This window comes from Stenotrophomonas acidaminiphila (genome assembly GCF_001431595.1).
GTDB classification, from domain to species: Bacteria; Pseudomonadota; Gammaproteobacteria; order Xanthomonadales; family Xanthomonadaceae; genus Stenotrophomonas; species Stenotrophomonas acidaminiphila.
The window spans coordinates 1-25,025 of sequence record NZ_LDJO01000017.1; the positions used below are offsets into that span (position 1 = coordinate 1).

Annotated in this window: 23 protein-coding genes and 1 pseudogene; 11 read left to right on the top strand and 13 right to left on the bottom strand. The window is 69.8% G+C overall.

The window, feature by feature from the left end; translation table 11 throughout:
• The first annotated feature begins 39 nt into the window (after positions 1-39).
• From mlaD to ABB33_RS05175, 4 genes are read left to right on the top strand one after another with little or no spacing between them, the layout of a single operon-like run.
• Positions 40-558 (top strand): outer membrane lipid asymmetry maintenance protein MlaD, encoded by a 519-nt coding sequence (mlaD, locus tag ABB33_RS05160; RefSeq protein ID WP_054668498.1) that lies wholly within the window; start codon positions 40-42, stop codon positions 556-558.
• 2 nt (positions 559-560) lie between these two features.
• Positions 561-1,235, top strand: coding sequence for an MlaC/ttg2D family ABC transporter substrate-binding protein (locus ABB33_RS05165; RefSeq protein WP_054668499.1), 675 nt, complete (start codon positions 561-563; stop codon positions 1,233-1,235).
• Positions 1,225-1,533: an STAS domain-containing protein gene (locus tag ABB33_RS05170; protein ID WP_056931408.1), complete on the top strand. Its 309-nt coding sequence runs from the start codon at positions 1,225-1,227 to the stop codon at positions 1,531-1,533. Before ABB33_RS05165 ends, ABB33_RS05170 begins: the two co-directional genes overlap by 11 nt.
• A gap of 1 nt (position 1,534) precedes the next feature.
• Positions 1,535-2,569, top strand: a complete 1,035-nt coding sequence (locus tag ABB33_RS05175) for an MlaA family lipoprotein (protein WP_056931409.1) — start codon at positions 1,535-1,537, stop codon at positions 2,567-2,569.
• Between the two features lie 84 nt (positions 2,570-2,653).
• Here the strand turns inward: ABB33_RS05175 and ABB33_RS18850 are convergent, their stop codons facing one another.
• From ABB33_RS18850 to ABB33_RS05190, 4 genes are all read right to left on the bottom strand, one after another.
• A complete protein-coding gene (locus ABB33_RS18850; protein ID WP_162531819.1) occupies positions 2,654-2,818 on the bottom strand; it encodes a hypothetical protein in 165 nt (54 codons plus the stop codon).
• Between the two features lie 63 nt (positions 2,819-2,881).
• A complete protein-coding gene (locus ABB33_RS05180; protein WP_054668503.1) occupies positions 2,882-3,427 on the bottom strand; it encodes a glutathione peroxidase in 546 nt (181 codons plus the stop codon).
• Complete coding sequence (locus ABB33_RS05185; protein ID WP_056931410.1) at positions 3,397-4,161, bottom strand: alpha/beta fold hydrolase; 765 nt, start codon at positions 4,159-4,161, stop codon at positions 3,397-3,399. The genes ABB33_RS05180 and ABB33_RS05185 overlap by 31 nt, the downstream gene beginning before the upstream one ends.
• A 67-nt stretch (positions 4,162-4,228) precedes the next feature.
• The gene (locus ABB33_RS05190; RefSeq protein WP_056931411.1) at positions 4,229-5,794 is read right to left on the bottom strand and encodes a DNA recombination protein RmuC; all 1,566 of its coding nucleotides are present in this window, start codon (positions 5,792-5,794) and stop codon (positions 4,229-4,231) included.
• Positions 5,795-5,875: 81 nt separating this feature from the next.
• Here ABB33_RS05190 and ABB33_RS05195 point away from each other — a divergent pair, with 81 nt between their 5' ends.
• From ABB33_RS05195 to ABB33_RS05210, 4 genes are all read left to right on the top strand, one after another.
• Entirely contained in the window at positions 5,876-6,409 is a 534-nt protein-coding gene (locus tag ABB33_RS05195) for a nucleoside 2-deoxyribosyltransferase domain-containing protein (protein WP_056931412.1), read from the top strand.
• Between the two features lie 19 nt (positions 6,410-6,428).
• Positions 6,429-7,052, top strand: coding sequence for a leucine efflux protein LeuE (gene leuE / locus ABB33_RS05200; protein WP_054668506.1), 624 nt, complete (start codon positions 6,429-6,431; stop codon positions 7,050-7,052).
• Positions 7,053-7,074: 22 nt separating this feature from the next.
• Entirely contained in the window at positions 7,075-7,434 is a 360-nt protein-coding gene (locus tag ABB33_RS05205) for a DUF488 domain-containing protein (protein WP_056931413.1), read from the top strand.
• A gap of 202 nt (positions 7,435-7,636) precedes the next feature.
• The gene (locus ABB33_RS05210) at positions 7,637-9,076 is read left to right on the top strand and encodes an amino acid permease (RefSeq protein WP_054668508.1); all 1,440 of its coding nucleotides are present in this window, start codon (positions 7,637-7,639) and stop codon (positions 9,074-9,076) included.
• A gap of 243 nt (positions 9,077-9,319) precedes the next feature.
• Here ABB33_RS05210 and ABB33_RS05215 read toward each other — a convergent pair whose 3' ends face one another.
• On the bottom strand, positions 9,320-10,561 hold the full coding sequence (locus tag ABB33_RS05215) for a dipeptidase (protein WP_056931414.1): 1,242 nt from the start codon (positions 10,559-10,561) through the stop codon (positions 9,320-9,322).
• Between the two features lie 153 nt (positions 10,562-10,714).
• Positions 10,715-11,884 carry a class I SAM-dependent rRNA methyltransferase gene (locus ABB33_RS05220; RefSeq protein ID WP_056931422.1) on the bottom strand — a complete coding sequence of 390 codons (1,170 nt, stop codon included), beginning with the start codon at positions 11,882-11,884 and terminating at the stop codon, positions 10,715-10,717.
• Positions 11,885-12,160: 276 nt separating this feature from the next.
• On the opposite strand from ABB33_RS05220, the gene ABB33_RS05225 reads away from it, so the two are divergent.
• Both ABB33_RS05225 and ABB33_RS05230 read left to right on the top strand, forming a co-directional pair.
• Positions 12,161-13,120, top strand: a complete 960-nt coding sequence (locus ABB33_RS05225) for a TerC family protein (RefSeq protein ID WP_054668838.1) — start codon at positions 12,161-12,163, stop codon at positions 13,118-13,120.
• A gap of 97 nt (positions 13,121-13,217) precedes the next feature.
• Positions 13,218-14,009 (top strand): rhomboid family intramembrane serine protease, encoded by a 792-nt coding sequence (locus ABB33_RS05230; RefSeq protein ID WP_056931415.1) that lies wholly within the window; start codon positions 13,218-13,220, stop codon positions 14,007-14,009.
• 7 nt (positions 14,010-14,016) lie between these two features.
• Here ABB33_RS05230 and ABB33_RS05235 read toward each other — a convergent pair whose 3' ends face one another.
• From ABB33_RS05235 to rpmH, 7 genes are all read right to left on the bottom strand, one after another.
• A complete protein-coding gene (locus ABB33_RS05235) occupies positions 14,017-15,072 on the bottom strand; it encodes a glycerophosphodiester phosphodiesterase (protein WP_380610156.1) in 1,056 nt (351 codons plus the stop codon).
• Positions 15,073-15,220: 148 nt separating this feature from the next.
• Positions 15,221-16,837 carry an ABC-F family ATP-binding cassette domain-containing protein gene (locus ABB33_RS05240; RefSeq protein ID WP_056931417.1) on the bottom strand — a complete coding sequence of 539 codons (1,617 nt, stop codon included), beginning with the start codon at positions 16,835-16,837 and terminating at the stop codon, positions 15,221-15,223.
• Between the two features lie 193 nt (positions 16,838-17,030).
• Positions 17,031-18,383, bottom strand: coding sequence for a tRNA uridine-5-carboxymethylaminomethyl(34) synthesis GTPase MnmE (gene mnmE / locus ABB33_RS05245; protein WP_056931418.1), 1,353 nt, complete (start codon positions 18,381-18,383; stop codon positions 17,031-17,033).
• A 3-nt stretch (positions 18,384-18,386) separates the two neighbouring features.
• Positions 18,387-21,047: a polysaccharide deacetylase family protein gene (locus ABB33_RS05250; RefSeq protein WP_056931419.1), complete on the bottom strand. Its 2,661-nt coding sequence runs from the start codon at positions 21,045-21,047 to the stop codon at positions 18,387-18,389.
• A gap of 145 nt (positions 21,048-21,192) precedes the next feature.
• The gene (yidC, locus tag ABB33_RS05255) at positions 21,193-22,905 is read right to left on the bottom strand and encodes a membrane protein insertase YidC (protein ID WP_056931420.1); all 1,713 of its coding nucleotides are present in this window, start codon (positions 22,903-22,905) and stop codon (positions 21,193-21,195) included.
• A complete protein-coding gene (gene rnpA / locus ABB33_RS05260; RefSeq protein WP_056931421.1) occupies positions 22,905-23,366 on the bottom strand; it encodes a ribonuclease P protein component in 462 nt (153 codons plus the stop codon). Before rnpA ends, yidC begins: the two co-directional genes overlap by 1 nt.
• Positions 23,367-23,404: 38 nt before the next feature.
• A complete protein-coding gene (rpmH, locus tag ABB33_RS05265) occupies positions 23,405-23,545 on the bottom strand; it encodes a 50S ribosomal protein L34 (protein WP_006404565.1) in 141 nt (46 codons plus the stop codon).
• 253 nt (positions 23,546-23,798) lie between these two features.
• On the opposite strand from rpmH, the pseudogene dnaA reads away from it, so the two are divergent.
• A pseudogene (gene dnaA / locus ABB33_RS05270) lies at positions 23,799-24,977 on the top strand (chromosomal replication initiator protein DnaA); the annotation flags it as partial.
• Between the last annotated feature and the right edge of the window lie 48 nt (positions 24,978-25,025).

Genomic DNA, 25,025 nt, shown 5'->3' on the forward strand with positions numbered 1-25,025 from the left:
CCGGCGAGGCACCTGCTGGATCAGGAGTGAGACAACAACATGGCCATTCGTGGACCTCGACTCGAATTCTCCGTCGGCGCCTTCCTGCTGCTGGCGCTGGCGTCGCTGCTGGTACTGGCGGTGGCGTCCACCAACCAGCGCTTCGGCATGGGCGGCGGCGACTACGTGCTCAAGGCGCGTTTCAGCCAGGTCGGCCAGCTGCGCCCGCAGGCGCCAGTGAAGGTAGGCGGGGTGACCATCGGCCAAGTGGCCGACATTCAGCTGGACCCCGCTAGATACGACTCCATCGTCACCCTGTCGCTGGACGGAAAGTTCAAGGACCTGCCCGCGGACACCTCGGCCGGCATCTTCACCAGCGGCCTGCTGGGCGAGAGCTACGTCGGCCTGCAGCCGGGCGGCGATCCGGACGTCCTCAAGTCCGGCGACGAGATCGTATTCACGCAGCCGGCGGTGGACCTGATCCAGCTGGTCGGCAAATACATGTTCAGCGGCGGCGGCAACAACGCCACCGAGTCCACCCCGGGCCCCCACCCGACGCCCACCAAGGAAGAACCGTAATCATGAAAACCCGACTGCTCACCACCGTGCTCGCCGCGGCCCTGCTCGCCGCGGCCCCGTCGCTGGCGATGGCGCAGGCGCAGGCACGCCCGGCGGCCAGCGCCGCGCAGCCTTCGGCCGCCGCGCGCACCGTGCTCGACGCCAGCTCGCGCATCCTGTCCGCGCTGGAAACCCGCCGCAGCGAGTTCCGCGCCAATCCGACCGCGCTGCGCGGCTTCATCGACGGCGAGCTGAGCCGCGGCTTCGACCGCGACTACGCTGCCCGCCTGGTGCTGGGCGTGCATGGCCGCGGCGCCGCCGATGCCGACGTGAAGCTGTTCGCCGACGCGATGGCCGACAACCTGATGGCGCGCTACGGCTCGGCCCTGCTCGATATCCAGGGCAAGCCCAGCTTCCGCTTCAAGGGCGAGGCGCCGTTGCCGGGCAACCGCGGCGTGAAGGTGTCCACCGAGCTGGTGCGCGCCGGCGCCGAACCGACCCCGGTCGAATACCTGATGCGCAACGTCGGTGGCCAGTGGAAGATCTTCGACGTGATGATCGAAGGCATCTCCTACGTGCAGACCTTCAAGAACCAGTTCGACGCCCCGCTGCGACAGAAGTCGATCAAGGACGTTGCGGCCGAACTGCGCAACGGCAGCATGCAGGCCACCGCAGGCCCGGCACCCCGTGGCAAGTGACGCCACCGCGCGCGTCGAAGGCGACGCCCTGCACCTGGCCGGCACGCTCGACCGCGCCGCGGCGATCGCGCTGTGGCCGCAGCTGGCGGCGCTGGCCGGCAGGCTGCGGCGGCTCGACCTGAACGCCGTCGAGCGCGTGGACAGCGCCGGGGTGGCGCTGCTGGCCGAGCTGTCTGCACGCATGCGTAGCAATGGCGGCGCTACCATCGCCGGCGCCCCGGTGGGCCTGGACGAGCTGCGCGCGGCGTACCGGCTGTCGCCGGACCTGGATTTCAACGCCTCATCGGCCGAACACTGACATGAGCCTCTTCCGCACCCTTCCCCTCCTGGCTGCCGTGCTCCTGCTGGGCGCCTGCGCCGGCAAGCCCGTGCGCGCGACCGCACCGCCCGCCAGCGCCAGCGTCAGCGCGGAGCAGCCCGGCTGCGCGGACGCCGCCGCCTGCGCAGGCGCGCCGGCAACCGCACCGGTGCCGGCGCCGGTTGCCGACACGGCAGCGCAGCCCGCCCAGGCAGCCGGCGACACGGTCGCGGGTACCCCGGCGCAGGCGACCACGCCCAGCCCGGCCGCGGCGACCGACGCCGAGGATGACTTCGCCGCGCTGTATGGCACCCCGGGCACGGAGGCCGGCAAGGGTGGCGATGGCGCCGCGCCGACCTACGATCCGTGGGAGAAGTACAACCGCCGGATGCACCGCTTCAACCTGGCGGTGGACCGTGGCATCGCCCGTCCGCTGGCCACCGCCTACGTGAACGTGGTGCCGCGCGTGGCGCGGACCGGGGTCAGCAACTTCTTCAGCAACCTGCGCTTGCCGGTGACCATGGTCAACCAGCTGCTGCAGGGCCATGGCGACGACGCCTGGGACTCGCTGGGCCGGTTCCTGATGAACTCCACGCTCGGCATCGGCGGCCTGTTCGACCCTGCCAGCAAGGCCATGGTGCCGCGCCGCAGCGAGGATTTCGGGCAGACCCTGGGTGCCTGGGGCTGGCGCCAGTCGCGCTACGTGGAACTGCCGTTCTTCGGCCCGCGCACCGTGCGCGACGTGTTCGGGCTGGCCGGCGACGTACCGTTGTCGCCGCTGCGCCGGGTGGAGATGGACAGGCTGCGCGTCGGGCTGCAGGGCCTGCAGCTGGTCGATACCCGCGTGCAGCTGCTGTCGCTGGACGACATCCGCGACAACGCGGTGGACGAGTACGCGCTGACCCGCGATGCCTGGCTGCAGCGGCGCAATTACCAGATCGAGAAGGACCTGCGCCACGGCACCCGCCGCCACGGCGACGACGAGCAGACCACCATCCCGGTCGATGCGATGCCGATGCCCGACTGGGGCCACTGAACGCGCTGTCGGTGATGCATGGAAAAAAGCCCGGGAAATCCCGGGCTTTTTTTCTGGACCGGTGGCGGCGCCCTGGACCGGAGCTCAACTGCCGTCCGGGCGCGGGGATGCCTGGAGCACCAGCAGCAGCGTGGCCAGCGGGCCAGGCAGCAGCGACAGCAGCCCCCAGTTCATGCCACTGCGTCCCTTGCCCTGGGCGAGACCGGCGTTGATGAGCGCCAGGGTGAACCCCGCCGACCGCGAACCCACCGGAATTGCCTGCAGTCATCCTGCGATTGCCTCTTCAGTCTGCTGCCCGGCGCGGGTCGCGGCTCAGGCCGCCAGCGCGGCGTCGATCGCCGCGCGCAGGCCCGCGTCATCGGCGGTGGTGTCCGGCGAGAAGCGGCCGATGACCTGCCCGTCCCTGCCGACCAGGAACTTCTCGAAGTTCCACAGGATGCCCGGCGCCGGGTTGGGTTCGATGCCGAAACCAACCAGCTTCTCGCGCATCGGGCCTTCGCCGGTGGCCACCGGCTGCGCCGCGACCAGCTGCTGGTACAGCGGATGCACGTCGGCACCGGCGACGCTGATCTTGGCGAACATCGGGAAGGTCACGTCGTAGGTCAGCGAGCAGAACTGGCGGATCTCGTCCTCGCTGCCCGGCTCCTGGCCGTTGAAGTTGTTGGCCGGGAAACCCAGCACTTCCAGGCCGGCGTCCTTCTTCTCGCGGTAGAGCTTTTCCAGCCCTTCGTACTGCGGCGTCAGCCCGCACTTGGAGGCGACGTTGACCACCAGCAGCACCTTGCCGGCATGGTCGCCAAGCGAGGCCGGGGTACCGTCGAGGGTGGTCAGGGGGATGTCCTGGATGGCGGTAGCCATGGGGTTTCCTGTGGTTGGGGAGGCAGCCCAAGCATATCCCGTCCCGCGTCGATCCCTGCCGCAAATTCGCCGACGATCCTGGCGCAGGCCTCCGGCTCGGCCTGCAGCAACAGATGCGGACCTGCCACTTCCACCGTCCGACAACGTGGTATCGCTGCGCTCATCCGCTTGCCCGGATCGCGCTGGAGCAGCTTGTCGTCGCTGGCACGCAGATCGAGCACGGGCACGGCGATGGCGGCGCATCGCGCCAGCACGTCGACCCGCAGCGCGATGGCGGCGCGGAAACGCAGGACATGGGGGGAAACCTGGCGCAATGCATCCCGCAGCGCGGTCTCAAGCGCTGGCGTCGCCCAACGCCCGTACAGCCACCAGGACAGCAGCATCAATGGCGGGAGCGGGAAGGGAGCGGCATGCAGCAATGGGGCGAACGTGCGCAAGAAGGGAACCGGCGCGGTTGCGAACGTAGTGGAGAGAACCAGGCCCCGCAGGTTGGCGCGCGGGTCCGCGGCAATGGAAAGCGCAACAGGTCCGGAGAAGGATTCGCCCAGCAGCACAAACGGCTTGTCTGGCAACGCAGCCCTGGAGATAGCCTCCAGCTCGGCATAATCCAGAGGCCGGTCCGGGGGATACGCCACAACCTCAACGGAGTCAAACCACGCCGCAGCGGCCTCAATGAATGCCGTGTGCAGTGTTGCCGTTCCGTCCAGACCGGGAAGGATGAGCAATGCGGTCATTTACATTCTCCATCGATGCCGCTGCCAGGTACCGGGCATCCGCGATGCGGTGCGACGCTGCGGATCTTCAGTCCGTTGCGGTGGCATCGTCGCCCGTCATTCCGTCGGTCAAGGCGCGCACGCTCTCCGGCTGCAGCTCCGGCGGCAGCGCCTTGCGCGCCTTGCTGCCGAGCTCGGCGAGGCGGCGGGCGCGGTTGGACACCGACTGCGGCGACTCGGTGAGGCGGTTGCGCGCCTGGGCAAAGGCCTTGCCCGCCTCCTCCAGCTTCCTGCCGACCATGTCGAACTCGGCCAGGAAGGCGACCAGCGCGTCGAGCACCTTGCCGCCGGTGTCGCTGATCTCCAGTGCCTGGCGCTGTACCTTGTCGCGCGTCCACAGCCGCTCGGTGACGCGCAGCAGGGCCATCAGCGTGTTCGGCGAAGCGAACACCACGCGACGATCGAAGGCATAGGACTGCAGGTCCATGTCCACGCCGAGCGCGGCCGAGAGCGCGCCTTCGATCGGGACGAAGGCGATGGTCACGTCCAGCGCATCGCCGCCGATGGCCTTGGGGTAGTTCTTGTCGCCCAGGTCCTTGACGTGCTGGCGCAGGCCGACGGCATGGCGGCGCAGGGCCTCGTCCTGCTGCTCGGGCGTAGCCGCGTTCATCGCCTCCTGCCAGGCGATGAGGTTGACCTTGCTGTCGATCACCACCGCGCGCTGGTCGGGGAAACGCACCACCACGTCCGGGCGCAGGCTGTCGCCCTCGTCGGTGGTGGCATGCGCCTGCCGCTCATAGTGGATGCCTTCTTCCAGGCCGGAACCGCGCAGCACGTTGTCGAGCATCAGCTCGCCCCAGTCGCCGCGGACCTTGGCGCTGCCCTTCAGGGCGCTGGTCAGGGCGGCGGCCTGCGCCGCCATGTCCTGGTTGAGGGTCTTGAGCTCACCCACCGCGCCGAGCAGGCTGGCGCGCTCGCGCGCCTCTTCGCCATACAGGGTGTCCACGCGCTGCCGGAACTCGCCCAGCTTGTCGGCGAACGGCTTGAGCAGGGTCTCGATGTCGGTGCGCGACTGCCCGGTGGCCAGGCGCACGTTCTTCTCGAACTGCTGGCCCTTCTCGTCGAACACCTTGGCGGCCAGTTCGGTGAAGGCGCCGGACAGGTTCTCGCGCGCCGCGCCGATCCAGTCGCGCAGCTCTTCCTGCGCCTGCCGCGCATGCTGCAGCTCGGCCTGCAGGCGCGCGGCGCCGGCCTGCGCGGCGTGCAGGGCCTGGCGCTCGCGGTCCAGGGCCGCGGTCAGTTCCGCCAGCTGCGCGCGGGCGTCGGCCAGGGCCGCCTCACGCTCGGCCAGGCGCACCGCGGCCTCGGCCGATTGCGTGGCTTCCCGTTCGATGCGCTGGTTCATGGCGGCCAGCTGCCGGGCCTGCTCGGCCTGTTCACGACGCTCGTGTTCCATTTCCGCAGCCAGCGATTCCAGCCGCCCGCGCAGCTGGCCGGCGTCGATGGCGGCGGCGTTGGCGCGCTGGCGTTCGGCGTCCAGGTCGCGGGCGAGCGCTTCGGCGTGCCCGTTGCCGCCGGTACGGCGGACCAGGAACACCAGCAGCACGATGACGGCCAGCAGCAGGCCGGCAAGGATCAGGGTTTCGGTTTGCATGGGACAAAGTGTAGCCCCGCGCGTCTCAACGGCTGCGCCGCTTCTGCGATCATGTGTGTCCCCCATGCTCCCTGCCATGCCATGAAGCCGTTGCTGCTGTCCTGCCTGTTGCTGCTGTCTCCGGTCGCCATGGCGGGTTCGCAGACCATCACCTCGCCGGCCGCCATTCCCGGGGACGATGCGCGGCCCACGGTGTTCCTGGCCGGCAGCATCGAAATGGGCAGGGCCGGTGACTGGCAACGGCAGGTACAGCAGGCGCTGGCCGATGAGGACGTGCTGCTGCTCAACCCGCGCCGCGCCGACTGGAACCCGGCGTGGCGCGCCGAAGCCGACGAGCCGGAGTTCCGCCGCCAGGTCGAATGGGAGCTGGCCGCACTGGAACGGGCCGACATCGTGCTGATGTACTTCGCACCGGGCACGCAGAGTCCGGTCACTCTGCTCGAATTCGGCCTGTATGCGCGCTCGGGCAAGCTGCTGGTGGCCGCACCGGCAGGTTTCTGGCGCAAGGGCAACCTGGACATCACCGGTGACCGCTACGGGGTGCCGCGGCATGACGACCTGCCGGCGCTGATCGCCGCGGTGAAACGGCGCCTTGCCGCGCAGCGCGCGCGCTGAGCCTGCCGGGACCAACGCCATGCCGTGGATGGGCATCAACGACCTCGGCACCTTCGTGGTGGCCGTCATCCTGTTCCTGATGCTGCCCGGGCCGGGCACCTTCACCCTGCTCACCGCCACCGCGCGCGGCGGCGTGCGCGCCGGCTACGCGACACTGGCGGGGCTGATGCTGGGCGACCAGATCCTGATCGCCATCGCCGCCACCGGCGTGGCCGCGCTGCTGAAGGCGCACCCGCTGCTGTTCGCCGGCCTGCGCTACATCGGCGCGGCCTACCTGGTCTGGGTCGGCCTGCAACTGCTGCGCGAACCGGCCGCCGTGGCCGGCGCGACAGCGCAGCAGTGGGGCCGGCGCTGGTTCCGGCAGGCGTTGCTGGTGGGCATGCTCAACCCCAAGGCGATCCTGTTCTACATGGCGTTCTTCCCGCTGTTCATCGACCCGGCCACGCAGCGCGGCGCGTTGACCCTGGGGCTGATGGCCGGGTTGATCGCGGTATTGAGCGTGGGCTGGTGCTCGGTGCTGATCTTCGGCGGCCAGTTCATCGCCCGGCGCCTGGCCGGGTACCCGCGGGTGGGCGTGTGGCTGCGACGCGCGGTCGGCGTATGCTTGATCGCATTCGGGGTACGGCTCGGACTGGAAGGGTGAGCCCCGGCGCCGGGAGGTCGGCATGCACATCCACTGCAAGCGCGCCTATGAAGCCGCCACCGCCACCGATGGCCAGCGCTTCCTGGTCGATCGTCTGTGGCCGCGCGGGATCAGCCACGCCCGGTTGCAGGCGCAGTGGCTCAAGGAGGTGGCGCCCAGCGACGCGCTGCGGCAGTGGTTCGACCACCGCGCCGAGCGCTGGGACGCGTTCCGCCAGCGCTACTGGCGCGAGCTGGCCGCGCAGCCACGGCTGCTGGCGCCGCTGCGCGATGCGCTGGACGCCGGGCCGGTGACCCTGGTGTACGGCGCCCGCGACACCTTGCACAACCAGGCCGTGGCCCTGCGCGACTACCTGCTGGCGCACCCGCGCCGCACCGCGTAGCGCGGCCCGCCGCTACGCGCAGGCCTCCGGGGCGCGGCCTCGGCGCGGCAACCGGCCGGGCACCCGGTTTTGTGCCGGATCCGTCGCCCCGGCCACCGCCCATCGCCAAAGCCCATGAAAGCAGCGGGAAATTCTGGCTTTGCTGCGCTGCGTTCGGCGAAACTCGGCCCCTTTCCCGAATACCACGAACCGCGAGGTCCGCATGCAGTCCTGGCTCCGGCGCAAATCCATCGACCAGCTCACCCAGCACGAGGAAGGCCGCCGGCTGATTCCTTCGCTGAGCTGGCCCCACCTGGTCGCGCTGGGCATCGGCGCCATCGTCGGCACCGGCATCTACACCCTGATCGGCGTGGGCGCGGACAAGGCCGGCCCGGCGGTGCTGATCTCGTTCGTCGTCGCCGGCATCGTCTGCGCCTGCGCGGCGCTGGCCTACGCCGAGCTGTCGACGATGATGCCGGCCGCAGGCAGCGCGTACACCTACAGCTACAGCGCACTGGGCGAGACCATCGCCTGGGTGGTGGGCTGGAGCCTGATCCTGGAGTACTCGCTGGTGGTCAGCACGGTGGCGGTGGGCTGGTCGGGCTATTTCGTCGGTTTCCTGGAGTGGCTGCATACCTCCTTCGGCTGGAACGTGGTGCTGCCGCCATCGCTGGCCGCCGGCCCGCACGTGGAAGGCGGCTTCCTCAACGTGCCGGCCATCGTCATCACCTTCCTGGTCGCCGGCATGCTGATCGCCGGCACCCGCGAGAGCGCCACGGTCAACGCGGTGCTGGTGGTGTTCAAGCTGATCGCGCTGGCGGTGTTCGTGTGGGTGGCATTGCCCGCGTTCGACCCGGCCAACCTGCAGCCGTTCATGCCCTACGGCTTCCCCAAGTCGGTCGGTCCGGACGGCGTGGAGCGCGGGGTGATGGCCGCGGCGGCGATCATCTTCTTCGCGTTCTACGGCTTCGATGCGATCTCCACCGCCGCCGAGGAAACCAAGAACCCCAAGCGCGACCTGTCGATCGGAATCGTCGGCTCGATGGTCGGCTGCACCCTGATCTACCTGCTGGTGGCGCTGGCCGCGGTCGGCGCCATGAGCTACACCGTGTTCGGCAAGAGCGCCGAGCCGCTGGCGCTGATCATGCGCGAACTGGGCCACGGCACCGCCGCGCTGGTGATCGGCGTGGTCGCGATCATCGCCCTGCCGACCGTGCTGCTGGCGTTCTTCTATGGCCAGAGCCGCATCTTCTTCGTGATGTCGCGCGACGGCCTGCTGCCGCGCGGGCTGTCGCTGGTGAACAAGCGCACCGGCACCCCGGTGACCATCACCGTGTTCACCGCGGTGCTGGTGGCCGCGCTGGCCGGGGTGGCGCGCCTGGACGAGATCGCCGCGCTGGCCAACGCCGGCACGCTGGCCGCGTTCACCGCGGTCGGCCTGTGCCTGCTGGTGCTGCGCAGGCGCGAACCCGGCCGCGCACGTACCTTCCGCACGCCGCTGGCCTGGGTGGTCGGCCCGATCGCGATCCTGGGCTGCATCTACCTGTTCTTCAGCCTGCCCACCCGGACCCAACTGTGGTTCGCGCTATGGAACGTGTTCGGGCTGGTGGTCTACGTGCTGTACAGCCGCCGCAACGCGGTGCTGGGCAGGCAGGCGGGCTGACGCAGGCGGCGCCCCCGCCGCGGGCGGGGGCGTGCGTCGACCTCGGACAACGCGCGCGCGGGGTGAGCGCCGGGGCTTCGCGCCCGGGTGCGGAGCGCAGCGCGCGGCCGTGGTCGGCCGCGGGCAGACAGGCCGGGCCTGGAACCGGCGGTGCCGCTGCCCCGGCATGGAAAGCGCCGCGCGTGCAGCGTTGGTTGTCGCCGTCGCGCGGCCAGCGCGGCCACGCGACGTGCCTCAGGCCGGTTACTTGGCGCCGTTCTTCGCCGCGTAGTCCTGCGCCTGGCGCATCACCCGCAGCACGTTGCCGCTCCAGATATTGGCGATCTGCGCGTCGCTCAGGCCGCGGCGCTGCAGCCAGGCGGTGATCTTGGGCAGGTCGGTGACGTCGGTCATGCCCGGCAGGCCGCCACCGCCATCCCAGTCCATGCCGATGCCGACGTGGTCGGGACCGACGACGTCGAGCAGGTGGGCGAAATGGACGAAGAAGTCGTCCAGCGTCGCCCGCCGGCGTGGCAGCCGCCGGTCCAGCTCGGCCATCCCGCGCGCCAGCTCCACGCCCTTCTCGATCGGCATGCCGTCCCAGCCGCCGAGCCGCTTCTCCAGGTCTTCCTCGGCCTGCTTGCGCTCCGGGCTGGGGGTCTCGTCCAGGAGATAGCCGCCATAGGCGTTGACCTGGATCACCCCGCCCTTGGCGGCGAGCTGGCGCAGGCGCGCGTCATCGAGGTTGCGCGGATGGTCGAACACCGCCTTGGCGGCGCTGTGCGAGAGGATGAACGGCACCGGCAGCAGCGTCGCCAGGTCGTCGAACACCGCGTCGGAGGCATGCGACTGGTCGATCACGATGCCCAGCCGCACCGCCTCCTGGACCAGCGCCTTTCCGGCCGGGCTCAGCCCCTTCCACTCCGCGCCCTTGGGGTCGGTGGCCGAATCGGCGAACTCGTTGTTGGCGAAGTGCACGGTGGACAGCAGGCGCAGGCCGGCCTTGTGGTAGAAGCCCAGCAGCGACGGGTCGGCCACCAGCGGGCTGCCGTTCTCCATGCTGATGTAGACCACGCGCTTGCCGGCCGCCTTGATCCGCGCCGCATCGTCGGCGGTGAGCGCCAGCTGGAACCTGTCCGGGTGCGCGGCCAGCATTTCGCGGATCTCCATCAGCCGCTGCAGGCCGTGGTCGCGCTCGGCCAGGTGCGCGGCGGCGCTGCGGTCGCCCTGGTCGGTGTAGATCGCCCAGAAGCCGCCGTCGAGCGCGCCCTCGAGCATGCGCGGGTAGTCCACCTGCGACAGCGCGTTGTGGTCATGGCGGTGCAGGATGTCGAAGCCGGGCCGGGCCAGATTGGCCGGGGTGTCCAGGTGGCTGTCCAGGGTCAGCAGGCGCTGCTGCAGCGCCTTGGCGCGGGCCAGTTCGGCCTGGGTGAAGTCGACCGCCTGGGCGGACAGCGGTGCGCCCAGCGCAAGGGCAAGCAGCAGGGACAGACGACACAGCGGCATGCGGGCCTCGGCCTTTGGGAGAAGGCCACGACCATACCGCCGCCGCGGCGCGGACCGGTAGTACCCGCCGTTGCCAAGGCCATAGCCGCCGGGCATGGCTCCCGATCCGCGCGCTATGGGAGCGGCCGTTGCCGCTCCCCTGGAATGCCGGGCTCAGTCCACCACGCGGCAGAACACCGCCTTGAGGTAGCGCGATTCGGGCACGTGGGCCATGAACGGGTGGTCCGGGCCGGCGCCCGCCACCTTCAGGATCTGCAGGGTGCGGCCGGCGTAGAACGCGGCGCGGCGCAGCATGTCCAGGAACTGGTCCTCGGCCACCAGGCCGGTGCAGGAGAAGGTGGCGAACAGGCCACCGGGCTTGACCACGCCCAGCGCCAGCTTGTTCATGTCCAGGTATTTCTTCAGCGCGTTGATGACCTGGTCGCGGTCGCGGGTCATCTTGGCCGGGTCCAGGATCACCACGTCGTACTGCTCGCCGCGGTTGGCGGCATCGCGCAGCCACGGGAAGATGTCGGCCTGCACGAACTTCGGCCGGGCGTTGTTGAGCCGGGCGTTGCCCTTGGCGATCTGGATCACGTCCTGGTCGATGTCCACGCCCAGCACCTCGCTGGCACCGCGCGCGGCCGCGTACACGGCGAAGCCGCCGGTGTTGCAGCACAGGTCGAGCACGCTCCTGCCTTCGACCTGCTGGCTCAGCCACTGCCGGTTCTCGCGCTGGTCGGCGAAGAAGCCGGTCTTGTGCGCGCCGGCCGGGTCGGCGCGGAACTTGATGCCATGCTCGGTGATCACCGCCGGTTCGGTGGTGGTGTTGCCGTGGAAATCGAAGCTCTCCTGCTTCTGCACGTGTTCGTCGGCGAAGCTGTGGAAGCGGCAACCCGGGAACTGCGCGCGCAGCGCCTCGTAGATCCACTCGCGGTGGCGGAACATGCCGGCGGCGAAGAACTCGACCACGATCAGGTCGTCATAGCGGTCCACCACCAGCCCGGACAGGCCGTCGCCCTCGCTGTGCACCACGCGCCAGGCGTTGGACACCTGGTCCAGCCTGAGCACGTCACGGCGCAGCGACACCGCCTCGGCGATCCTGGCCGCGAACCAGGCCTGGTCCACGTCCACGTCGCGGCGGGTTTCCAGGATGCGCACGGCGATGCGCGAGTGGCCGTTGTAGAAGCCGCGGCCGATCCACTCCCCGTCCACCCCGACCACGTCGACGATGGTGCCGGGCTTGGGCTTGGCGACGGGCTTTTCGACCAGCTTCTGGAAAATCCACGGGTGGCTGGAGCGCCACGCGTTCTTCAGGCGTACGACGGGAAGGGGGGTATTCATGGCGACATTGTAACGGGCGCCGGGCCACCGCCGCGGCGCGTTCATTGACGGCAAAGCCTCCAGGCCGCACTATCTGCGGCTGAAGGGGAGTAGCTCCCAGACGTTGTCGCCGTCAGTTCGAGCCGCAAGGCTCCGGTGCAGCGGCAGTCCCGGTTCCGGGACTGTGAGCAAGACCTTCGCCGCATAGGCGAAGCTCTGTCCCCGGTCTCCCCGATTCCGTGTCCAGTTCTTGGCCCCTGCGGTCCCCAGAACCTCCACATGACCGGAACTCCCATGATCCAGACAATCGGTAATCCCTGGCTTTGGGGCGGCTTCATCGCCGTCGTCATCGCCGCCCTGTTGATCGACCTGGTGCTGATGCGCCACGGCGGCCCGCACAAGGTCACCTTCAAGGAAGCCCTGCTGTGGTCGATCGGCTGGGTCGCCCTGGCGCTGGCCTTCAATGCCGGCCTCTGGTACTACCTGAACGAGACCGCCGGTACCGCGGTGGCCAACGAGATCGGCCTGCAGTTCCTGACCGGCTACCTGATCGAGAAGGCGCTGGCGGTTGACAACATCTTCGTCTTCCTGCTGATCATGGGCTACTTCGCGGTGCCCGAGACGGCGCGGCAGCGGGTGCTGATCATCGGCATCCTGGGGGCGATCGCGCTGCGTACGGTGATGATCTTCGCCGGTACCGTGCTGGTCAGCCAGTTCCATTGGCTGCTCTACGTGTTCGGTGCGTTCCTGTTGTTCACCGGCTGGAAGATGTGGTTCGCCGCCGGCCAGGAACCGAGCCTGGACGACAACCCCGCGCTGAAGTTCATGCGCAGGCACCTGCGCATCACCCATGAGTACAACGGCAACCGCCTGCTGGCCGAGAAGAACGGCGTGCGCTGGTTCACCCCGATGTTCGTGGTGCTGGTGCTGATCGCGGTCACCGACGTGATCTTCGCGGTGGACTCGATCCCGGCGATCTTCGCCATCACCACCGACCCGTTCGTGGTGCTGACCTCCAACGTGTTCGCGGTGCTGGGCCTGCGCGCGATGTTCTTCCTGCTGGCCGGCATGGCCGACCGCTTCCACCTGCTGCCGTACGGCCTGGCGGTGATCCTGGGCTTCATCGGCGCCAAGATGCTGCTGATCGACGTGTTCAAGATTCCGGTGCCGGTGTCGCTGGGCGTGGTCGCCGCGATCCTGGTGGTGACGGTGGTGCTCAGCCTGAAGCTGCCGCCCAAGGGCGGGCACAAGGCCTGATCCGCGCGGCACGGCCCCGATTGTCCCGCCGGTGGCACACCGGCGTCCCGACGCGGCGCCCTTGCATTCACTGCAGGGCGCCGCAATCCCGAAAGCCATGGACACTTCCAACACGCCCGCCGCCGGCGATACCCCGGCCACCGACCGCAGCGACCGCCGGCGCGTACTGCGCGCCTTCAACCTGAGCCTGGGCTTCGTGCTGCTGCTGGTGGCGCTGTTCGCGCTGCAGCAGACCGGCTGGGACTGGCGGCCGTGGGCAGTGGGCCCGCACGACACCGGCGGCCTGCTGGGCCTGCTCGGCGCGCCACTGCTGCACGGTTCGATCGAACACCTGGCCGCCAACGCGACCGCCCTGCTGATCCTGGGCACCCTGGCCGGCAGCGTCTACCCGAAGGCCACCGTGCGCGCACTGCCGCTGCTGTGGCTGGGGTCGGGTATCGGCGCGTGGATGCTGGGCGAACCCGGCAGCCACCACCTGGGCGCCAGCGGCGTCACCCATGGCCTGATGTTCCTGGTGCTGGGGCTGGGCCTGCTGCGCCGCGACCGCGCCGCCATCGCCGCCGGCATGATCGGCGTGCTGTTCTACGGGGGCATGGTGATGACCGTGCTGCCGCACGAGCCGGGCGTGTCGTGGCAGTCGCACATGGGCGGTGCCGCCGCCGGCGTGATCGCTGCCCTGCTGTTCCGCAATGCCGACCCGCTGGCGCCGCGCAAGCGCTACAGCTGGGAAGACGAGGACGAGGAAGACGACGCCGATGCGCCGCTGGCCGATGCCGAGCTGGAGCCGCCGTCGCCCGGCCAGGTGCCGGTGCTGTGGCAGCCGCGCGAGGGCCGCGACTACGAGGTGGTGGTGCAGCTGCGGCCACGCCCACGGCGCGACCCGTCGTAACCGCGCCTCAGCCGTCGCCACCGGCGGCTGGCGCGTCACCGTCCACCGCACGCCGGCCCAGCGCCGGATCGTCGGTGAAGAAGGCATCGATCCCGGCCTGCAGATAGGCGCGGATCTCGGCCACCGAGCCCTGCGGATTGCGCGCATTGGCCGCGCCCTGGCGCAGCGCCGGCGGCAGGAACGGGTTTTCCGGCCGGAACGTATAGGCCACCACCTGCAGGCCGGCAGCATGCGCGTCGGCGATCAGCGGCGTGGGCGCGCCGAGCCGGCCCTGCGCGTCGAGCGGCAGCAGGGCACGGCGCTCGACCCCGATCGCATCGGCATAGCCGGCCACCTCGCGCAGGCCTGCCGGCGTGGCCATGCGCGCGTAGGTCAGGTCGCCACCGGCCAGTGCCACGTCGGCCGGCATGGCCTGGGCTTCGCCCAGCAGCTGCAGCAGGCGGATGTTGGATTGCCGGCCGATGCGCGCGCGCAGCTGGCGCAGGTTGGCGGTTTCGAACGACTGCACCAGGATCGGCGCGACATGGGTGTAGGCGTTGCCGCGCAGGGCATCGAGCAGGCGCTCCTCCATCGGCAGGCCGATGCCGCGGAAGTAGCTGCCATGCTTTATCTCCGGCGCCAGCCCGATGCCGCGCCCGCTGCGCCGCGCCTGCTGCACCACGAACGCGATGATCTCCTCCAGCGTGGCGATGCGGAATTCGCCGTCGAACGCGGTACCGCGCAGCTCGGGCAGGCGCTCGCGGGCGCGCAGGGTTTTCAGTTCGGCCAGGGTGAAGTCTTCGCTGAACCAGCCCTCGACGCGCTTGCCGTCGACCAGCTTGGTGGTGCGGCGCGCGGCGAACTCCGGGTGCACGGCGACGTCGGTGGTGCCGCCGATCTCGTTCTCGTGGCGCGCGACCATCACCCCGTCGCGGGTCATCACCAGGTCCGGCTCGATGTAGTCGGCGCCATCGACGATGGCCTGCGCGTAGGACGCCAGCGTGTGCTCGGGCAGCAGCGCGCTGGCGCCGCGGTGCGCATACACCGAAACCTGCGCGGACGATGGGGCGGGAACGGCGGCCATTGCCGTCGAGGATGCCACGCCCAACCCTGCCACCACCGCCATCACCGCTCTGCCGAACACCGCGCGCTCCCGTTGCCGCCATCCAAGGAAGCGGGAGTGTGCGCGGCGGATATGACCGGCATGGGACACGCCCTGCGGCTGCCGGGTTTCATGGCGGCAGCCGGCACCAGCCCCCGGCGCCGGCGTGCAGCCGGCCGGTGATGCCGATGCCGTGCAGGAACGCCTCGTCGTGCGCGGCCACCAGCAGCGTGCCGGGCCATTGCCGCAACATTGCTTCCAGCGCCTGCATCGCCTCCAGGTCGAGGTGGTTGGCCGGTTCGTCCAGCAGCAACAGCTGCGCCGGCGGCTGCGCGTACAGGGCGCAGGCGAGCGCCAGCTTCATGCGCTCGCCGCCGCTGAGCGCGGCAACCGGCTGCCCCGCATGGCCGGCGTCCAGGCCCAGCAACGCCAGCCGGGTGCGCAGCTCGGCCTCGCCGGTCGACGGACTGGCATGGCGCAGCTGCTCCAGCGCCGTGGCCTGCGGCAGCGGCAGGGACAGATGCTGGTCCAGCCAGGCATGCGGCGCGTTCACCTGCACCCTGCCGCCCCGCGCCGGCAGCCGCCCCGCAAGCACCTGCAGCAGCACCGACTTGCCGCTGCCATTGCGGCCGGTGAGCGCCAGCCGCTCGCCCCGCCCCAGCAGCAGATCGATCCGCGCCAGCGGGCCATCGACGAATGGCAGCACCACATCCTGCAGCACGGCCACGCGGGCGGGCGCGGGGCCGGCATCGACCGCCGGCAGCAACACCACCGGCGCGGCGGCATCGACCTGCGCCGCCGCCTGCCGCACCTGTTCGTCGAGCCGTGCGCGCTGCTGCTGCTGTTGCAGCTGCGCCTTGCCGGCACTGGCCTGGGCCCGCTGTTTCTGCCGGCCCAGCAGGATCGGCGCCTGGTTGGCGTGCGCGGCCTGGCGGTCGCCGCGCGTGGCGCGGCGCTCGCGTTGTTCCTGCTGTTCGCGCAGCGCCCGTTCGCCCTGGCGGCGTTCGTGGCGCCGCTGCTGCAGCGTGTCCGCGGCCTGGCGCCGCTCTTCGCTGCTGCGCGCCGCGTAGAAGTCGTAGTTGCCGCCATGGCTGCGCAGCCCGAGCGCGGACAGCTCGACGATACGCTGCATGTCGCCCAGCAGTTCGCGGTCATGGCTGACCACCAGCAGGCCGCGCGGCCAGCGCCGCAGCTGTTCGCGCAGCAGCTGCCGCCCGGCCGCGTCGAGATGGTTGCTGGGCTCGTCCAGGACCAGGAAGTCGGCATCGGACAGGAACACACCGGCCAGCGCCACGCGCATGCGCTGGCCACCGCTGAGCCGGCACGCCGGCATGGCCGCCGACACGCCGTGCAGCTGCATCCGTTCCAGCTCGGCCTGCAGGTGTTCGCGCAGCTGCCAGCGCTCGCCCAGCGCTTCGAAATCGGCGACGTCGCTGCTGCCCTGCTCGATGCGCTGCAGGGCCGCGAGCGCATCGCCCAGGCCGGCCAGGTCGGCGACGCTGGCCCCGGGCGCCACGTCGATCTGCTGCGGCAACCAGGCCACCGGCCCCGAACGCAGGCAGCGCCCGCGGGCAGGCGCCAGGCGACCGGCCAGCAGCCGCGCCAGCACGCTCTTGCCCACGCCATTGCGCCCGACCAGCCCGGTGCGCCGGGCGTCGAAGGTTTCGTCCAGATCGGAAAACAGCAGCCTGCCGTCAGGCAGCTGCCAGGAGACGCGTTCAAGCGTCATGAAGGGAGTCGTGGTCATTGCATTCCATCCATGCCCGGATCACCCGGCTGCCAGCGGCAGCGGGACTTCGCGAGGCCTCGCCAGCGCGTGCTGGCGGGGCGGGCATCAATGGCGCATTGGACCGGACTCCTTCGGAAAGCGGGGGGCCGCCATCGCGGCGACCAGGCCAGACTAACCGGGGCTCGATGAACGTTTCAATGCCGGTGGCCGGTCACTTGCCGATGCAGAAGCTCGAGAAGATCCGGCCCAGCAGGTCGTCGGCGGTCATGCGGCCGGTGATTTCGCCCAGTGCCTGGTGCGCCAGGCGCAGTTCCTCGGCCGCCAGTTCCAGGTGGTCGTGGCGCAGCTGCGCATCGGCATCGTCCAGGTGCGCGGCGGCCAGGGCGATGGCCTGCACATGGCGCAGGCGCGCGGAGAATTCGCCCTGCTGGCCTTCGCCGCCGGCCCCCTCGCCGGCCAGCTGGCGCAGGCGCGCGTGTAGTTGCTCCAGGCCCTGCCCGCTGGCGGCGGACAACGCGATGCTGTCCGCGTCCGGCGGCTGCGGCCACTGCGGCAGCAGGTCGCACTTGTTGAGTACCCACAGCTGGCGCGTGGCCTGGGCCGCGGCATCGCCGATGGCCTGGCGGCCGGCCTCCGGGTCGCGCGCATCGAGTACCACGATGGCCAGGTCGGCCCGCTGCATCTCCTCGCGGGCGCGCCGCATGCCCTCGCGCTCGATGGCATCGCCACCTTCGCGCAGGCCGGCGGTGTCGACCAGCTCCAGCTCCAGGCCATCGATGCGGATGGTCTCGCGCAGGGTGTCGCGGGTGGTGCCGGCGATATCGGTGACGATGGCGCGCTCGCTGCCGGCCAGGGCGTTGAGCAGCGAGCTCTTGCCGGCGTTGGGCGGACCGATCAGCACCGCATGCAGGCCGTCACGCAGCTTGCGGCCGCGCTCGGCATCGACGCGCAGCCGCGCCAGCGCCTCGCGCGCCTGGGCGACGCCGGCACGCACCTGCGCCCCGCCCAGCGTATCCAGCGGTTCGTCGGCGAAATCGATGGCGGCCTCGACGTGGATGCGCAGCCGCACCAGCTGTTCGGCCACGTCCTCGACGCGACGCGAGAAAACGCCGTCGAGCGAGCGGCGGGCGGCGCGGGCGGCACGCACGTCGCCGGCGGCGATCAGGTCGGCGATGGCCTCGGCCTGGGCCAGGTCGAGTTTGCCGTTGAGGAAGGCGCGCTCGCTGAACTCGCCGGCGCGGGCCTGGCGCGCACCGAGGGCGATGCAGCGCTCCAGCAGCTGGCGCAGGACCACCGGGCTGCCATGGCCCTGCAGTTCCACCACGTCCTCGCCGGTGAAACTGCGCGGTCCGGGGAAGTACAACGCGATGCCGTCGTCGATCACCTCGCCCGCCGCATCGCGGAAGCGTGCGTAGTGGGCGTGGCGCGGCCGCAGTGCGGGGCAACCGAGCCCACGTGCGATCGGCTCCGACAGCGGGCCGGAAAGACGCACGATGCCGACGCCGCCCGCAGCGGCGCCGCTGGCGATGGCGATGATGGTGTCGCGGCGGGCGCTGTCGTTCATGGCTTACAGCTTCTGCAGCTGCGCGCGGGCCTGCGCGGCGCCGCTGCCCTGCGGCTGCAGTTCCAGGTAGGTGAGATAGGCCTGCCTGGCCCGGGGCGCGTCGCCGGCATGGACATACGCATCGCCGAGGTTGAGGTAGGCCACCGCGCGCGAGGGGTCGATCTTCAGTGTGTTCTCCAGCCAGCGCGCCGCTTCCGCGTAGCGTTGCTGGCGGTAGTAGACGAAGCCCAGGTTGTTGGCGGCCTGGGCGAAATCAGGACGCAGCTTCAGCGCCTCGGTGAACTGCGCCACCGCCTCGTCGTAGCGCTTCTCGCGGTACAGCTGCAGGCCGCGGTCGTTGGCCTGCTGGGCGCGCTGGCGATCGGACGCCGGCACCGCCGCCGGCACCACCAGCGTGCTGCTGCCGCCCTGCAGGCCGGCCACCTTCACCGTCGCGTCGATGCCTCCCTGCGCCGCATCGGCGCGGCTGTTGAGCGCGATGGCATCGGCCGAGAGCTGGGCGCTGCCGGCGTTGAGGAACTCCTGGCTGTCCGGTACCTGGAACACGAACTCGCCGCCCTGCGAACCGGGCAGGCTGCCGAACGCCGGCGTCTGCCGCGAGACCGCCGAGACCGCCGGCGCGACGTAGGCCGCCAGTTCGGTGCCGGTGATCAGGCCGTCGCCGTTGAGGTCGCCCTTGCCGGACAGTGCCTGCAGCAGCACCCAGGTGAACACCGAATGGCCGTTGGGCCCGCTGTCGGCGACCTGCTGGTCGGCGCCACCGGCGGTGAGCATCTGCCGCGCGGTGCGCCGCGCATTCTCGCGCAGGAACGACGACGAGGCCGGGCCGCCGCGGGTCAGCCCCAGGCCGCTGTAGCAGGCATCCATCACGAACAGCACGTGCTTGGCCTGCAGGCTCTCGGCGATGTTCTGCACGTCGGTCATGGCGATCGCATCGGTGGCGAACTCGCGCGGATCCGAATCGACCGGGATGATGTAGCCGAGGTCGCGCCCGGAGGCGAGCTGGCGGGTGGCGCCATGGCCGGCGAAGAACACGAACACGCGGTCGTTCTTCTGCGTGCGGCCATCGGACAGGCGGTCGTGGAACGCGGCCAGGATGTTGTTGCGGGTGGCATCGCGGTTCTTCAGCACGATCACCTGCGAGGAAGGGAAGCCGAACTGGCCGGTCAGGGCATCGGCCACCGCCTGCGCATCGCGGCTGGCGTATTCGAGCTTCGGCCACTTCGCGTAGTCGTCGATGCCGATCACGATGGCCCAGGATTTTTCGTAACCGGTGGTGACGGTGGCCGCGTTGACGGCGTCGCGGCGCGCGCGGCTGACGGAGAAGTCGCGTCCGTTCCAGCCGGCGAACTGGTAGCCGTCGGCGATCAGCCTGTCCAGGATCTGCGGCAGCGCCTTCACCGCGCGGTCGTGGATGTCGTGGAACAGGATGATGCCGCGCTGTTCCTTCTGCACCTGCGCGAGCACGCGCTGCACGATGGACTCCGGCACCGGGTCGGCCCAGTCCATCGAGTCGATGTTCCACATGATCGATTTGAGGCCGGCTTCGCCGAGCAGCTGCAGGCCCTCGGCGTTGCGCGCGCCATACGGGAAGCGGAACAGCGGCGCGCGCTCGCCACCGACACGGCGCAGCAGCGCATCGGTGCCCAGCACCTGCTCGCGCAGCGCGTCGCCGCTGGTACGCGACAACTGCGCGTGGGTCAGGCTGTGGTTGCCCACCGCATAACCGTCGGCCATCAGCTGGCGGCTGATCCCGGCCATCGCACCCAGCGCCACCGTGCCATCGGCGCCGACCGTACCGATGTTGCGGCCGACCTCGAAGAACACGCCCGGCACGTCGTAGCGCTTGAGGATGGCGCTGATCTCCTCGGTATGGGCCTTGTGCGGGCCATCGTCGAAGGTCAGCACCACGGTCTTGGCCGGCAGGTCGCGGCCGAAGATCTCGCGCTCGCTGTCCTTCATCGACATCGGGTACGGCTCGATCACGCCGTGGTCGCGCAGGATCGCCTCGCGGTCGTAGCGCGTGCGCAGGTGGGCGAGGTAGTCCTCCCACTTCTCGCGCTTGAGCGCGATGGCGCGGGTGCTCTCGAAGCGGCTGAAGATGCGGGTGACTTCCTGGTTGTAGTTGCGCTCGATCTCGTCCAGCGCCTCCAGGTCCTCGCCGATGCGCTGGTGCAGCTTCACCGCCGGCAGCGAGGAGTCGGCACCGACCCGCGCGTGCAGGTCGCGCAGTACCTCGCGGAACGCCAGGCGGTCGGCGTCGAACAGGTCCGGCGCCGATTCGATGTAGTCGAGTACCGCGCCGAGCGTGGCGAACCGCTGCGGGCTGGCGGTGCGCAGCAGCGCATCGAACTGCGCGGCGATCGCGTCGCGCTGCTCCAGTCCCTGGTGGAACAATTGCTGGCCGATACGGGTGGAGGTGGCGCGGTCGCGCTCGGCCTGCGTGTCCTCGTCGGCCAGCAGCACGATGATGCGGCGGTGGCTGTCCAGTTGCTTCTGCAGCGCTGCCAGCAGCGGAGCGGCAGCCGGATCGGCCGCCGTGGCCTGGCCGGGTGCCGGCGCCGCCGCGGGAGGCGCGGCGCCCTGTCCCCCTCCGCACCCGCCCAGCAACGCGGCGATCGCGAGCGGCAACAGGAAACCGCGCAGTGCTGGAAGACGGGACATGGCAGGCGAAGACAGGCGGGGGCCGGACGATTCTAGTGGAGCCGCGCATGTATCGCTGGCCCCGCCGCAGTCGCGGCAGTCCCCGCGGGCGGCGGCGGCGTGCGCCGCACATGCGAAAAGCCCGCCTTGCGGCGGGCTTTCGCGGTTACTTGGCTTCGGCCTTGGCCGGCGGCGTCGGTGCGTCCTCGCCGTGCTTCTTGGTCATCCACCACTGCTGGGCCAGGCTCAGGCCGCCGTTGACCACCCAGTACAGCACCAGGCCGGACGGCATGAAGGCCATCATGACGCCGAACACCAGCGGCATGAACTGCATCATCTTCTGCTGCATCGGGTCCATGCCCGGCGCCGGCGTCAGCTTCTGCGTGAACCACATCACCGCCACGTTGATCACCGGCAGGATGAAGTACGGATCGCGCGCGGTCAGGTCCTGGATCCACGCGAACCACGGCGCCTGGCGCAGTTCCACCGATTCCACCAGCACCCAGTACAGGGCGAAGAAGATCGGCATCTGGATCAGCAGCGGCAGGCAGCCGCCCATCGGGTTGATCTTTTCCTTCTTGTACAGCTCCATCATCGCGGTCTGGAACTTCTGGCGGTCGTCGCCATAGCGCTCCTTGAGCTGGGCGATGCGCGGCTGGAACTTGCGCATCTTGGCCTGCGACTTGTACTGCGCGTTGGCCAGCGGGAACAGTGCCAGCTTGAGCAGGATCACCAGGCCGATGATCGACCAGCCCCAGTTGCCGACCAGCTTGTGGACCTGGTTCATCACCCAGAACAGGCCCTGGCCGATGATCGCCATCAGCGAGAAACGGCTGTAGTCGACCACGCGCTCCAGGCCGGGCACGTCTTCCTTGGCGATCTGGTTGACCAGCTTCGGGCCGACCCACAGGCGTGCCTGGGTGCTGACCTTCTGGCCCGGGGCCACGGTGAAGCCCGGGCCGCGCGCCTCGATCACGTTGCGCGGGCCGTTCTGCGAAAGCAGGTACAGCGAGGCCTGGTCGGCCTGCGGGATCCACGCGGTGAAGAAGTGGTGCTGCAGCATCGCCACCCAGCCACCGGTGATGGTCTGGTTGAGGTTGCCGTCCTCCAGGTAGTCGGCGAAGGGCCTGCGCTGGTACTTCTTGTCGTTGTCGTACCAGGTGGCGCCGTTGAAGCTGAAGGAATCGGGGTTGGTCATGCTGCGGCTGAGCACCGCCGGCACGCGGTCCAGCTTGCGGAACACATAGCCCTGCCACGGCGTGGTGCCGGCATTGACCACTTCATCCTTGACGCCGATGGCGTAGTCGCCGCGCTTGAAGGTGTAGGTGCGGTGGATGCTGACGCCATTGAGGCCATTCCAGACGAACGGCACCTGCAGCTCGCTCTGGCCATCGGCCAGGGTGTATTCCTTCGCCCCCTGGGTCGGCTGGAAGCCGTTGGCGCCCGGCGCGGCCGAGCCGCCCTGGCCAACCCAGCCGCTGGTGGCGCTGTACGGATGCGCCTTTTCCTCGGTCAGCAGCTGCACCGGCGGGCTGCCGGCGGCCTTGGTCTGCGGGAACTGCAGCAGGTCGGCGTCGAGCACGCTGCGGCCATCGAGCACCAGCTTCAGCACGTCGGTGGTGACGCTCACGCGGCTGGCGGCGGTGGCCGCTTCCATGGCCGGTGCCGGGGCGGCCGGGGCCTGTCCCGGAACCGCCGCCTGCGGCACGTTGCCGGCGGCCGGCGGAGCCAGGTCGGCGTCGTTGGCGGCCGGCACCGCCGGCTGGGTCGCGGCGACGGTGGCCGGGTCCGGCGCGTTCTTCTCGCGGCCCCACTCCATCCACAGCAGCACCGCCACCATCAGCCAGGCGAAAATCAGGAATACACGGGTCTGGTTCATCAGCAGGCAGGCTCGGCTCGACCAGGCAGGGTGCCTGGCGCATTCAAGGAAGAAGAGGGTTCGTTGCCCTCGCGCGGCGGCATTGTGCCGTCAGCGACCACGGCGGGCAATGCGCCGGCACGGCGGAGCAGGCGTTCGAACGCCTCGCGGATCTGCCGGTTGCTGGCAAGTTTGGCCGCCGAGCGGGCGACCACGACGTAGTCACCCCCGGCCATGCCTGCCCGGAGGTGGCGTGTGGCATCACGCAGCACACGCTTGATACGGTTGCGCCCCACCGCATGCGTATCGACCTTGCGTGACACGGCCAGGCCCAGCCGGGCGGGGGAATCCCCTTTCAGCCAGTGCAGTGTCATCAGCGGGTCGGATACACGGCGGGCGCCGTTGAAGACCGTTGTATATTCGGCACGCGTACGAACCCGCGCAGAGCGAGGAAATCGCTTGCGCGGGTCGGTGCTGCTCACGATCGGAGTTGCATCTGCCGCACGGGGCGGCAACGCAATCAAGCGCTGAGGACTTTGCGGCCCTTGGCGCGGCGACGCGACAGGATCTTGCGGCCGTCAGCGGTCTTCATACGCGCGCGGAAGCCGTGATCGCGCTTGCGCTTGAGGTTGCTGGGTTGGAACGTGCGCTTGGTGGCCATGGGGGCACCTGTATGAATGGGACGGAAAGAACCGGAAATTCTATAGACCCTACCCCCACTGCGTCAAGCCATGTCCGCCTTTCGTGCAGGGATTTCATCCACAGGCCGTGGATGGTTCTGTGAACAAGTCAGGGACAAGCATTCCCGCCCCCGCCGCGCGGTGGTAGTCTGGGCCATCCACTTTCCCCCTATCCGGCACGTGGCCGGGCGGCTTCGCTGCGCCCGTCCCGCGTGCCTTCGACGATTATTCCTGATGGATGCCTGGTCCCGTTGTATCGAACGTCTGGAAGCGGAGTTCCCGCCCGAAGATGTCCACACCTGGTTGAAGCCGTTGCAGGCCGACCACCGCGCCGACAGCATGGTGCTGTACGCCCCGAACGCCTTCATCGTCGACCAGGTGCGCGAGCGCTACCTGGCGCGCATCCAGGAGTTGTTGCGCTATTTCGCCGACATCACCGACGTGCAGCTGGAAATCGGTTCGCGCCCGCGCGCGGTCGAACCGGTGGCCGCCCTGGCCCCGGCCACCAGCATGGCGCCGGCCGCGCCGGTAGTGCCGTTCAACGGCAACCTCGACGCGCACTACACCTTCGCCAACTTCGTCGAGGGCCGCAGCAACCAGCTGGGCCTGGCCGCCGCTTTCCAGGCGGCGCAGAAGCCCGGCGACCGTGCGCACAACCCGCTGCTGCTGTACGGCGGCACCGGCCTGGGCAAGACCCACCTGATGCTGGCCGCCGGCAACGCGATGCGCCAGGCCAACCCGGCCGCACGGGTGCTGTACCTGCGTTCGGAGCAGTTCTTCAGCGCCATGATCCGGGCGCTGCAGGAAAAGACCATGGACCAGTTCAAGCGCCAGTTCCAGCAGGTGGACGCGCTGCTGATCGACGACATCCAGTTCTTTGCCGGCAAGGACCGCACCCAGGAGGAGTTTTTCCACACCTTCAATGCGCTGTTCGACGGCAAGCAGCAGATCATCCTGACCTGCGACCGCTACCCGCGCGAAGTCGAGGGCCTGGAAGCGCGGCTGAAGTCGCGCCTGGCCTGGGGCCTGTCGGTGGCGATCGAACCGCCGGATTTCGAGACCCGCGCGGCCATCGTGCTGGCAAAGGCGCGCGAACGCGGCGCCGAGATTCCCGATGACGTGGCGTTCCTGATCGCCAAGAAGATGCGCTCCAACGTGCGCGACCTGGAAGGCGCGCTCAACACGCTGACCGCGCGCGCCAATTTCACCGGCCGCGCGATCACCACCGAGTTCGCCCAGGAAACCCTGCGCGACCTGCTGCGCGCCCAGCAGCAGGCGATCAGCATCCCCAACATCCAGAAGACCGTGGCCGACTACTACGGCCTGCAGATCAAGGACCTGCTGTCAAAGCGCCGGACCCGTTCGCTGGCGCGCCCGCGCCAGGTGGCGATGGCGCTGACCAAGGAACTGACCTATCTCGTCAACACATCTGACGCTGCCGACAATATGCAGTGTTGAGGT

Coding starts and splice junctions, on each gene's coding strand:
- mlaD (WP_054668498.1), top strand. CDS start 40: ATGGCCATTCGTGGACCTCGACTCGAATTCTCCGTCGGCGCCTTCCTG.
- ABB33_RS05165 (WP_054668499.1), top strand. CDS start 561: ATGAAAACCCGACTGCTCACCACCGTGCTCGCCGCGGCCCTGCTCGCC.
- ABB33_RS05175 (WP_056931409.1), top strand. CDS start 1,535: ATGAGCCTCTTCCGCACCCTTCCCCTCCTGGCTGCCGTGCTCCTGCTG.
- ABB33_RS05180 (WP_054668503.1), bottom strand. CDS start 3,427: ATGGCTACCGCCATCCAGGACATCCCCCTGACCACCCTCGACGGTACC.
- ABB33_RS05185 (WP_056931410.1), bottom strand. CDS start 4,161: ATGACCGCATTGCTCATCCTTCCCGGTCTGGACGGAACGGCAACACTG.
- ABB33_RS05190 (WP_056931411.1), bottom strand. CDS start 5,794: ATGCAAACCGAAACCCTGATCCTTGCCGGCCTGCTGCTGGCCGTCATC.
- ABB33_RS05195 (WP_056931412.1), top strand. CDS start 5,876: ATGAAGCCGTTGCTGCTGTCCTGCCTGTTGCTGCTGTCTCCGGTCGCC.
- leuE (WP_054668506.1), top strand. CDS start 6,429: ATGCCGTGGATGGGCATCAACGACCTCGGCACCTTCGTGGTGGCCGTC.
- ABB33_RS05205 (WP_056931413.1), top strand. CDS start 7,075: ATGCACATCCACTGCAAGCGCGCCTATGAAGCCGCCACCGCCACCGAT.
- ABB33_RS05210 (WP_054668508.1), top strand. CDS start 7,637: ATGCAGTCCTGGCTCCGGCGCAAATCCATCGACCAGCTCACCCAGCAC.
- ABB33_RS05215 (WP_056931414.1), bottom strand. CDS start 10,561: ATGCCGCTGTGTCGTCTGTCCCTGCTGCTTGCCCTTGCGCTGGGCGCA.
- ABB33_RS05220 (WP_056931422.1), bottom strand. CDS start 11,884: ATGAATACCCCCCTTCCCGTCGTACGCCTGAAGAACGCGTGGCGCTCC.
- ABB33_RS05230 (WP_056931415.1), top strand. CDS start 13,218: ATGGACACTTCCAACACGCCCGCCGCCGGCGATACCCCGGCCACCGAC.
- ABB33_RS05235 (WP_380610156.1), bottom strand. CDS start 15,072: ATGGCCGCCGTTCCCGCCCCATCGTCCGCGCAGGTTTCGGTGTATGCG.
- ABB33_RS05240 (WP_056931417.1), bottom strand. CDS start 16,837: ATGACCACGACTCCCTTCATGACGCTTGAACGCGTCTCCTGGCAGCTG.
- mnmE (WP_056931418.1), bottom strand. CDS start 18,383: ATGAACGACAGCGCCCGCCGCGACACCATCATCGCCATCGCCAGCGGC.
- ABB33_RS05250 (WP_056931419.1), bottom strand. CDS start 21,047: ATGTCCCGTCTTCCAGCACTGCGCGGTTTCCTGTTGCCGCTCGCGATC.
- yidC (WP_056931420.1), bottom strand. CDS start 22,905: ATGAACCAGACCCGTGTATTCCTGATTTTCGCCTGGCTGATGGTGGCG.
- rpmH (WP_006404565.1), bottom strand. CDS start 23,545: ATGGCCACCAAGCGCACGTTCCAACCCAGCAACCTCAAGCGCAAGCGC.